Raw genomic sequence first — 10,313 nt, forward strand, 5'->3', positions numbered from 1 at the left:
GATAAGAAAATAGCTCAATAACAAGGCTAAAATTATGATACATAGTTGCTCTATATAAATAATTTTTAACGTCGTTAGTGAGTTATTTAATACGCTAGAATGATCATGTTTTTAATAAAATTGGTATAACTTAGCTTATTAAGTGTTATAACGAATAATAAAAGCTCAGCCAAGCGCGCATTTCATCTTCAAAACTGTCGCCTTCTACTCGCGACAGTCCCATATTAAAGGTTAAGTCATTTACACCTGCAGGCCCCATTCCAAAACTAAAATCGCCTTGGTATTTTAATCCATAGCTTTGCGCGTATACACCGCCATCAAGCTGATGTTGCTTGTAATAAAGCCACGGCATGCCTTCTTTAAAGCTAAACCCACCACCATAACCTTGATAACGCTCAGCGGTTGCGCTGTAAAAAGGCAGATCAGATGAAAGTATATATTCACTACTTTGTTGCTGATTAATGAGGTTTGAACCAAAGCCACCTAACGCAAGACTGTTATCACCTCGTTGCTTTTGTTCAAAATTTGCATAAAGGGGAATACTAAACGCCTTTCCAAATACTTTTGCAGATAAATCGTACCCTTGCCAATTACTACTTTTACTACCGCCATCGTACCAACTCGCATTAATACTCTGGCCAATTGCAAAGTCTTGACGATCATATTGCCAGTGTTGAGTAAACCCAAAACGAGTCCATTTTTTATGGCTTTGTTTATAATCAGTATAATTGTAGGCAAGCTCAGGCGTTACGTTTAATTGCCCAAATTTAAATGGGTAACTTATTGCTGCAAAACCGCCTCGCGCATCAATATCAACGTTTGAACTTTCCTGATACTGACGCGATGTATTTAAATTGTAGTCAAACAATGCCAGCTTAAATTTCACATCGAGCGCGTTATATTTTGCCTGCACATAACCACCATGCAGCGCACCATCGTTTAAATCACTGCCATACCCCGCTTGTAAGTCGAGCTGCTTAAGTAAGTCACTACTTTTAATACTTAAATCCAACACACTTGTTGAAGCAGAATAATACTGAGAGCCAAGCGCAAGGGTCGCGTGTTGGTCGAGAATATTGTAATTAGTTTGCCCTGTTGTTTCGTGCGTATATATTTCGGCTTTTGGAAGTGTGTGCTCATTTACTAGCAAAAGCGGTGCTTGTTTGTTAGCTGCAAACTCAGTAACGACATTGCTACTCATAGTTTTTGGCAATGTTTTTATGTTTGGCCCATCGGCGGTAATTGAGAAATAAAGCAACGAGCCATCAATCATTTCTATTGGGTGAGCAACTGCCTCCTGCCCTTGGGTTAACTTGGTGAGTGTTTTACTCGCTATGTGATAGTTATAAATATCAGTAGCGCTATTTAAGCCCGCAATAAAGTAAAGTGATTCTCCATTTTGGCTAAAGTTTGGTTGGCTTAAATATTGATACCCGTTTGGCATAGGCACTGACAGCTGTTGCTTACTGTTTAAATCTTGTATATACAACTGCCAATTTTCATTTAATGACGTTGATAAATAAGCTAATTTAGTCTCATCAGGATTGAGAATTGGATAATCGTAAGCTGTCTCAAGCCTTTTTGTAAATAATGGCGTGATAGCTTGTGTATTTAGATCAACCTTCACTAATTCAGAGTAGCCATCTCTTATTTGCTCGCCATACAAGGTTTCACCATCGCGGGTTACGCTAAATCGACGTATACCAGCAAGTTCGGTAAGCTGTTCAATATTGCCGGTTTCAGTGTTATAGCTAAAGATGTCAGACACTTTGTTATAAATACCCGACTCTTCGTTGCTATACGCATTAAAATATAACGTTGTGTTATTTGCCCATCGGGGATTGGCAATACCAGCTCGATTTATTTGATTAAGCACTTGTTTTTGTTCGCGTTTAAAAACATTTGGCGCTGTATCGGGAATATCTTGGGCGTCATTGTCGAGTAGCTCTTTTTGCGCTTTAGTAAATTCTTCTTGCGCTTTAATATTGTCTTGCGTGCTATAAATTATAAGCTTGGTATTCCTCTTTTTGTCACGCTCAACTATGGCAAGTTTACTGCCATCATTTGAAAGTGCGGGATTACTTGCATATAAATCAAGCTCAAGCCAAAGTTCACTATTAAGTGGTTGCTCCACCTGCTCGATTTGCATTACTTTATAAGTATATTCAGCTATAAATCGACGGTATAACTTGGCTGCCTTTTGCCCAAACACGCCGCTAAATGCCTCATCAAAGTCACGTGTTTTTACGCCTTGCATTCGCGTCCAAACACTATCAAGCGTTTGCTCTGAATAGTTTTTTTCTAACCAATTCAAAAAGCGGCTACCCATTAAATACGCCATTGAGCCGCCCATAAACCCTTCATCGCCATTTAATTGCTCATAGGTTGGCAATGCGCCTTGTTGAGCAAACTCCCGTAATATCGACTCTGAATAGTTATCAAATAAACGTCCACGACCCGTCATTTTAGATTCAATCAGTGTGGCGTAACCTTCGGCTACCCAGCGTGGCGTATCGCTGTAGGTTAAGTCGTACAGATCCCAGATACTGCGTATTTGCTGCTGCCAATCATTACGGGTAGGCTGTGCTAAATGCACTAAGTGAATATACTCATGCAGCACAAGTAGCTGCTGCCAGCCTGAGCTATTTGATATAACCGTATCGGATTGCGGTGGCGTAGTAAAAAGTGCCATTACAGGGTTATTTGACGTTGGCAAAGCAAAGCCGTTTGCTGCATTTAGGGGATCAAACACCACCACATCAACTATTTTATCAAGTGCTCTATTTTGTTGTTCAAGCACTTTAGTGCGTACTATTTCAAGCTCTGATGCGGTCGATTTAGCAAAATCTACATGCTCAATACTGTAATGAATATTAAAATTTTCGGTATGAATGGTTTGCCAATCAGCTGCAAAGCTTGGTGCAGCTAGCAATAAGGCAGATGCGATAAGTGTTTTTTTCATGAGCGTCCCTAAAATAATTCCTTAATACCATCTAGGGTATTATTAAATGTCTTTCATGGGCAGTAAGAAAGTGTAATAAAGCATGTGCAAATGTGTATTTACACATGTTTAATTAGGGGAATTTACATCCAGCTACGAGTATTTGATTCAACCTGTTTAATTGTAAAATCAACTATAAAATTAGCATCGTGCTGTTTAATATAAGGAACGAATACACTCCCCGAAGCTAGTTGTATATACAGGCTTTTTAAACTAGATTTACGCATTAAGTATGTACTTACTGTATGTGCACTCTGCGCTTTATAAAGCTCAAACACACGGTAATGAACGCCAATGAGGCCTTTGCGTACCACCATATAAAAACGTCCGTTATCTTCATGCAAATAGTAACCATAACGCTGGTACGATAAAACAACTAAGGTGGAAAAAGCAGCAAAAACACCCACACTAATCCACACGTTAACGCTCATGCTAAAACAAAAAATAGCCGCTAGTACGCTTGGTAATAACGCATACACTATTAAATTTTTATAAAGCAATGCTCGTTCAGGACGCTTGAATATAAGCTTTTTACTATTGAACCATGGGTAAATCCATTGGCATACACTATCTACTTGCTCAGTGCTCAATACTGGTAGAACAAGTGTTTGTTTATTTTTTTTAGCGGCAGCCCCTGCAATGACACCACCGCCACTTGCTTGTAAAAAATCAACTGTAAAACGCTTTAATAATCTCGCCACTAAATTTTGTTTTATAACTATAGATTGTACTTTATCTAAGCTCATAGATAACTGATGGCGCTCTAGCAAACCTGCAATACGTTTAAATTTTTGCCCTTTAAAGTAAAGTTCAAAGTTATAAAAACGAATGAGCGACATACCCACAGACAAAAAAATGGCTAAAAACACTAACAATACAATCAGTGTTATTATCGCAAGCAATGTCGCATTTGCTATAATGCCAAGCTCTTGCTGATAAAAGCCCTCCATTTTAACAATAAGTTTCTTTTCTAAAAAGTCGATAGCTATATTTATAAAAGGAGCAATCGCTGCGAGGGCTAAAATCGCCATATTCGACATTAAACCAAACTTAGCTATTTCTTTGTTAGTAATAAAAAGACTGTTTTCAGTGACCACTTCATCGCTTTGCTGTGGTGTATTAATCTCTGGTTGCTGCTGCGCTTTAAAAGCAAATATTTGTTTACGCATTTGCAGTGCATATTCTTTCGTTATGCCTGGTAATATGACCTCCTGTGACACACTACCTGCGGCATCAAAAATACAGTTAACGAGCTTTACCGGTGTAAAGTAAAATGGCTCTGCAATATTTACATTTTGTACTCGTGCAAATTTAAGCGTTAAGCGCTCTTTTTTAAAAACACCTTTATTAAGTAATATTTCGTTATCGTCTGTAAGACTGTACCGAAAACTTCTATAATATAAAAAGGAATAAACCAACAAGGCAACAATGGCAAGAGCACCGGCTATTTGCCCCCAAAATAATTTATTTTCAACCTGAGTGACAAATACAATCATGATTGGTAATAAATTAAATATGCCATCTCGAATAAACCGCATACCAAAGTGCACAACAAAGTAAACAAGCGCCCAAGGTGATACCTTTTGCCACATTACTGTTTTCGTAGCATCTACAGGGGAAGGGTTTAAATCACTCATCGGTAGTCGCTGCCTGTATGGAGCTTTCATCTTGACGATAATCTTGCACAAACTGACGGATATTTTTACAATCAGTATGTGTTAATCCACTAATTTGTAAATCGGCGCTCATCCCACCCGCACTGTATAGTTTTAAACTTGCTAGATCGAGCCTGCGCTCAATGGGGCCGCGATGAATTTCAATATGTTGCACTCTAGCAAGCGGCAAGATAGTTATTTGCTGCCAAATAACTCCCTTTCTAAACGTTATATCATGAGTACGTATCGCAACGCCTTGTTGCTTTATACTCACAACGTTATACACCATAGATATAACGATTAAAATTGGCATTCCAATCAACAAGTACGTTTGTGCATTATTAGCAAATGTTTCATTAAAATAGCAAAGCGCAACAAGCACCGCTATTAGTGGAATGTAAAATACGAGCCAGTTGAGCTGGTTATGCAGCACAGCTTTATCGGCCAAAGGTTTAAAATTAATGACACTATGCTCTGGTAAATCCATTATTTGTTGATTGTTAAACACAATTTTTCCTATCGCTATAATTAATTAGCCCAGCTAATAGTGGTTACTAGTGTATGGCTTTGTTTTGATTCAAGTACGACTGCATCTTCGAGTACATTGGCTGCTTCTAGGCACAACATCGTTTGGTATTCGTCATCAGCAAAATGAGATAAACGCTTTGACTTTTCTATCCACGGATTCCAAAGCACACATGAATGTGAATTTTCGCGACTCACATGTATCACACCCTCGGGCGTGTTAATTACCTGCAAAGAAGGCGCTTGGGTGTAAATCATATCGGTTTCTCGTGCAATATTAACCACATCGTTTTGCGCAAATGGTCCTTTGCCAAACTCAATATATTGCGAACCTTGTAAACCATCAATATGAGTATTACTAATATCAGAGGTTGGAAAATAAGCATGTAATGCTTGGCTAAAGCTAAATGAGGTATTGCCAAGATTGGTAGTGGTTAAACGCACCTGTAATTTATCACTCAATACAAATTCAACTTTTAATGCTGAGTGATGAGGCCAATACGTTGTATTTACTAACTTCATTGGCAATTTTAGGCTTATGATAATTTCGTGATCGCTTTCATTCACTTCATCAGCTTGCCATAAACTTGTACGCGTAAAACCATGTGCTGGCCAATCCTCATTGTTATGTGTACCAAACCACGGCCAGCAAATGGGTATGCCACCACGCATACTAACCCCCTCTTTATAGGCTTCGAGGCTTGACACCCAAAGCAAAGGTTGCTTTCCTCTAGGTGTAAATTCAGTAATTTGACCACCCTGCAAAAATATTTTTGCACTGCATAAACTACTAACCACATTAATAAATTCAAGGCCGCTTTCGGTGTGCTCTATGCTAACTGATGGTGATAATTTCATGCCTTTACCCTATAATACTGAAACTAAAGATTTTTAATGCTGGTATACACAATAAAGTATACTTAAAGTATAAGCTACGTAAGTCAATTATTGATTACACTAAATGCCATAACGATTACTTTATTCATTACTGTTGAATGTTTCAGCTTCGTGCGGGCTATTATATGATACTAAAGTCTAACCATTAAAACTTGCGAATAAATACTAACGTACGTAGTGTGCGCAAATATTAGCTAACATATTGTTAAAAATTTTAATTATATGCAAATAAGTTACGTTAATTTTAATTACAGCTCAAACAAATAAAAACCAATAAAATAGAGCTTTAATACAATATATAATTTGAATTCAATTTATTTGATGTGTAACATTTCGCGATTACGGTAAACCACTGCTCTTTCGACGAGACAAGCAAATGAAAAAATATAACGAGTTATTAGTTTCTTTACGTAAAGTGATCCGTGCAATTGATCTGCATTCTAAGCAACTTAACAAAACAGCAGGCTTAACTGGGCCACAGCTTCTTATAATGCAAGAAGTTTCTCAAACAGATGGCATAACAGCTAGCCGAATTGCTCAAAATGTAAATTTAAGCCCAGCAACCGTCACCAATATTCTCGATAGAATCGAAAGTAGAGATTTAGTAACACGCGTACGCAGTCAAATGGATAAACGACGAGTGAGCTTATACCTCACCGAAAAGGGAAAAGAGTTACTTGAAAAAGCACCTCAGCCATTACAAGAACACTTTATTGAAAAGTTTTCTGCACTTGCTGAATGGGAACAGAGTCTTTTACTCTCATCAATGCAGCGTGTAGCGGCAATGATGGATGCAGATAAACTAGATGCATCTCCCCTACTAGAAGTAGGTGCACTTACTCAAGCCCCAAAAGAATAAAAAATAAAAACTGAATAAAGTGAGTACCTATTTTAACCGTGAGGCGTTTTTGTACGCCTTGAACTTTTTATTTTTTATACCAACCAGCTTAATTACAGGGATGATTTAATTTTTTAATTTATTCAAACACTTATGCAGATTAGTATTAACCAACATCTGGGCAGCTATTATGACTAAACTCTCAAAATTAACACTAGCACTTGTATTAAGTGGCTTAACAAGCACTTCTTATGCAGCAGATCTCGACACACTTCAAAATCAACTAAAGCAATTAAAACAACAGATGCAGTTGCTTGAAAATCAGTTAATTGAAGAAAAATCAAAGCAGCAGATAATTAATAAAAAACATGAGCAACAGGTTGCTGAGATCAGTAAAAAAGCCGACACCACAACGCTTGCAGTAGCAAAAACCGAGAAAAAAGACGAAGGCATTAAAATTGGTGGAGCTATTCGTGCCAACTATAGTGTAACTTCATACGATGAAGACAATGAAGATCGTAATGGCGATTTTGATTTTGATATTTTCCGCTTAAATGTATCTGGGAAAATTAACGATATTTCAGTTAATGGTGAAATCCGCTTTTTTGATTATATGACTGTCGTTAAATATGCTTACTTAGGCTATGAGTTTGCAGATGACTGGGAAGCACAAGCAGGTATTACGCAAGTTCCATTTGGTAACGGCCCTTATAATTCTCATAACTATTTTTTCAGCAGTAACTATTACATAGGCCTAGAAGACGACTTTGATTTAGGTGTTGTAGTAAAACGTAAGCTTAAAAATAATTGGAAGCTAGATTTAGGCTTTTTCAAAAACGACGAGCTAGGCGGTGTTGACGGCTCAGCATCAGATAAAAGCCATCGTTATTCTTATGACATTGTAGGTAGTCGCAGCGCAAGCGAAGGAACTTACGCAGAGCCCGCTAATGAGCTTGGTGAGTACAATACCTTTGCTGGCCGTGCAACATATCAAATTGAGCACAGTAAAAACATAACAACAGATCTTGGTATTTCATTACTCAGTGGTGGCTTACATGACGGTGTAGACCGTGCTGGTAGTTATGGTGCATGGGCAATGCATCTTGATAGCCAAATTAATAATTGGAATATTCAACTACAGCATGGTGAATATGACTATGATTTGGATGACCAAAGCGATCGTATTTCAGTTGCGGCCTATGCTTACTTCGATACAGTTGCAAGTAAAGCGACTATGTCTAGTGTTAACGTTGCCTACAACTACTCGGTAGAATGGGGGCCTATAAGTGCTCTACAATTTTATAACGACTACAGCACCATCTACGACAAGTCAGACGATAGCGCAGATACATGGATGAATATAACTGGTGTAAGTGTATCGGCTGGTGCCTTTTTTACATACTTTGATTATGTTCAAGCACGTAATCAGCCATTTATTGGCGGCACAATGATCGGAGATGGCGACACAGAACGTCGCTTCAATATTAACTTAGGTTATTATTTCTAAGTAACCTGAGCCTCAGATAAATAATAAAAAGGGTAAACCTAGTTTACCCTTTTTATTGATTTTAAGCTTCGAATTAATAACTATTTAGCCTACAATTAAAGATACCAGAGCACGCAAAAAAGAGCCTAAGTGAATATAAGAGCCGTCTTTATTTGTTATAAAAATCTATGGCTAAAAGCGCTTGGATTATTGCTTGTCGCACTTGGGATTATAGGTATTTTTTTGCCTGTGATGCCCACAACTATATTCTTCATTTTAGCGCTTACTTGCTTTACTCGCTCATCGCCTGCGCTTGAACATTGGCTATTAAACCATCCTCGCTACGGTGAAACCCTACAACAGTGGCAAGCTCACAAAGTGGTTCCCGTTAAAGCCAAATGTTATGCCGCGATCGGCATGTTAATTGGCTTTATATTTTTACTGTACTCAGCCGCCCCGATTTGGATTATTTACCTCGTTGCAGTAATAGAAATATCGGTAATGGTTTACCTTATTTTAAGACCTTCTACCCCACCTAAGCACTAAACGCATACCTACAAATACCCTCCACTTGTAAAATCTAATGTAAAGTTTGGTAAGTAAATTTGTAATAGGTAATGCAAATCATTATCATGTTGAAAATTTTATAATATTAAAGATTTATGGCGTTTATTAATAAGCGGGCTTTATATAGCACAAGCCGCGCACTGCATATTTATATTTCTACAGCTTTATTTTTTTTGCTTATTTTATTTTGCGTTAGCGGCATTGTGCTCAACCATGTTGATTGGCTTAAAGGCGATAAAAATAACGGCCAAGTAACGGCAATGATCCCAGCAGCCCTTGTTAATAAAGCAAATGCGCAACTAGATACGCTGCCAACGATTTACCCAGAAATAGAAGCCTACTTAGCCGCGCAATATGCACTTACAAAAGTAAAAAGTATTGAGTGGGAAAAAGAAGACGCACTTGTCATGCTCGACTACCCATTACCTGCTGGGTTTGCCTACGCAGAATTAGACTTTACAACTGGTGAGCTAAACCTTGATTACCAAACAGGTGGCTTTTTAAGCCTTATTGGCGACTTACATAAAGGCCGACACAGTGGTGAAGTGTGGAGCTGGGTTATTGATATATCAGCCGTACTAATGATTCTATTTGCTATCACCGGCATGATTATTTTATTTCAAAACAGAAAAAAACGCTTAGCTGGAATATGGATAACCATTTTAGGCATCGCAACGCCTTTGGTTATTTATTTATGCTGGGTACCACAAATTAAAGGAGTGTCTTAATGGTTAAATTTAAATTATTTATAAGCGCCGCATTACTGCTAGTAGCTGCGCTTTTTCAAACGACTGTGCATGCGCAAACACCACAACTCGAGATTGAATTAACACTTCCCGACTTAGGAGTACAACCGTATCACCGCCCATACGTTGCTGTTTGGCTCGAAACACCAGAGCGCAAGCACGTTACTACGCTCGCTCTTTGGGTGCAAAAAGCAGAATGGTTTAAAGACTTACGCCAGTGGTGGCGCAAAGCTGGTAAAAGTAACATCAACTTTGACGGCATTAGCGGCGCAACCAAACGAGCTGGTACTTACACCATTAATTGGCAAGGTAATGATTTGGACGGTAACACCGTAAAACCAGGTAAATACTTACTAAATATTGAAGTTGTACGCGAAGAAGGCGGCAGAGATTACACCCGTATTGAGCTCGATTTAACTCAATCAGGAACGCTCACTATTGACGGTAAAAACGAGTTTTCAAAAAGCTTCGTCACTGTAAGCACTAAGTAACCTGAACTCAGGATAATAAATCTATCTCGAGCAGCTATTTTCAGCGCTAACTGCGTTGAATTTACTTGCAATAGGCCCTCTATTGACGCGTAAATTAGCCTTGCTTT

The 10,313-nt window shown here is 38.3% G+C and carries 9 protein-coding genes; 5 read left to right on the top strand and 4 right to left on the bottom strand.

Annotated features, from left to right (window positions below; genetic code table 11):
- Positions 1 to 145 precede the first annotated feature (145 nt).
- From CWB66_RS18635 to CWB66_RS18650, 4 genes are all read right to left on the bottom strand, one after another.
- Complete coding sequence (locus CWB66_RS18635; RefSeq protein WP_138586537.1) at positions 146 to 2,962, bottom strand: TolB family protein; 2,817 nt, start codon at positions 2,960 to 2,962, stop codon at positions 146 to 148.
- Positions 2,963 to 3,084: 122 nt separating this feature from the next.
- Positions 3,085 to 4,638: a PH domain-containing protein gene (locus CWB66_RS18640; protein WP_138586538.1), complete on the bottom strand. Its 1,554-nt coding sequence runs from the start codon at positions 4,636 to 4,638 to the stop codon at positions 3,085 to 3,087.
- Positions 4,631 to 5,164 carry a PH domain-containing protein gene (locus CWB66_RS18645; RefSeq protein ID WP_138586539.1) on the bottom strand — a complete coding sequence of 178 codons (534 nt, stop codon included), beginning with the start codon at positions 5,162 to 5,164 and terminating at the stop codon, positions 4,631 to 4,633. Before CWB66_RS18645 ends, CWB66_RS18640 begins: the two co-directional genes overlap by 8 nt.
- Before the next feature lie 20 nt (positions 5,165 to 5,184).
- Positions 5,185 to 6,039: a D-hexose-6-phosphate mutarotase gene (locus CWB66_RS18650; RefSeq protein ID WP_138586540.1), complete on the bottom strand. Its 855-nt coding sequence runs from the start codon at positions 6,037 to 6,039 to the stop codon at positions 5,185 to 5,187.
- 415 nt (positions 6,040 to 6,454) lie between these two features.
- On the opposite strand from CWB66_RS18650, the gene CWB66_RS18655 reads away from it, so the two are divergent.
- From CWB66_RS18655 to CWB66_RS18675, 5 genes are all read left to right on the top strand, one after another.
- A complete protein-coding gene (locus CWB66_RS18655; protein ID WP_077536458.1) occupies positions 6,455 to 6,937 on the top strand; it encodes a MarR family winged helix-turn-helix transcriptional regulator in 483 nt (160 codons plus the stop codon).
- Positions 6,938 to 7,106: 169 nt separating this feature from the next.
- Entirely contained in the window at positions 7,107 to 8,423 is a 1,317-nt protein-coding gene (locus tag CWB66_RS18660) for a porin (RefSeq protein WP_138586541.1), read from the top strand.
- A 129-nt stretch (positions 8,424 to 8,552) separates the two neighbouring features.
- Positions 8,553 to 8,948, top strand: a complete 396-nt coding sequence (locus CWB66_RS18665; RefSeq protein ID WP_138586542.1) for a YbaN family protein — start codon at positions 8,553 to 8,555, stop codon at positions 8,946 to 8,948.
- A 116-nt stretch (positions 8,949 to 9,064) separates the two neighbouring features.
- Positions 9,065 to 9,697, top strand: coding sequence for a PepSY-associated TM helix domain-containing protein (locus tag CWB66_RS18670; protein WP_138586543.1), 633 nt, complete (start codon positions 9,065 to 9,067; stop codon positions 9,695 to 9,697).
- Positions 9,697 to 10,206, top strand: coding sequence for a DUF2271 domain-containing protein (locus CWB66_RS18675; protein WP_138586544.1), 510 nt, complete (start codon positions 9,697 to 9,699; stop codon positions 10,204 to 10,206). Before CWB66_RS18670 ends, CWB66_RS18675 begins: the two co-directional genes overlap by 1 nt.
- Positions 10,207 to 10,313: the final 107 nt, after the last annotated feature.

Source organism: Pseudoalteromonas sp. S558, assembly GCF_005886635.1.
Taxonomy (GTDB): domain Bacteria; phylum Pseudomonadota; class Gammaproteobacteria; order Enterobacterales; family Alteromonadaceae; genus Pseudoalteromonas; species Pseudoalteromonas aliena.

Bases quoted from the DNA above. Each gene is read 5' to 3' on its own strand.
- CWB66_RS18675 (WP_138586544.1), top strand. From the start codon at position 9,697: ATGGTTAAATTTAAATTATTTATAAGCGCCGCATTACTGCTAGTAGCT.
- CWB66_RS18660 (WP_138586541.1), top strand. From the start codon at position 7,107: ATGACTAAACTCTCAAAATTAACACTAGCACTTGTATTAAGTGGCTTA.
- CWB66_RS18670 (WP_138586543.1), top strand. From the start codon at position 9,065: ATGGCGTTTATTAATAAGCGGGCTTTATATAGCACAAGCCGCGCACTG.
- CWB66_RS18655 (WP_077536458.1), top strand. From the start codon at position 6,455: ATGAAAAAATATAACGAGTTATTAGTTTCTTTACGTAAAGTGATCCGT.
- CWB66_RS18650 (WP_138586540.1), bottom strand. From the start codon at position 6,039: ATGAAATTATCACCATCAGTTAGCATAGAGCACACCGAAAGCGGCCTT.
- CWB66_RS18635 (WP_138586537.1), bottom strand. From the start codon at position 2,962: ATGAAAAAAACACTTATCGCATCTGCCTTATTGCTAGCTGCACCAAGC.
- CWB66_RS18640 (WP_138586538.1), bottom strand. From the start codon at position 4,638: ATGAGTGATTTAAACCCTTCCCCTGTAGATGCTACGAAAACAGTAATG.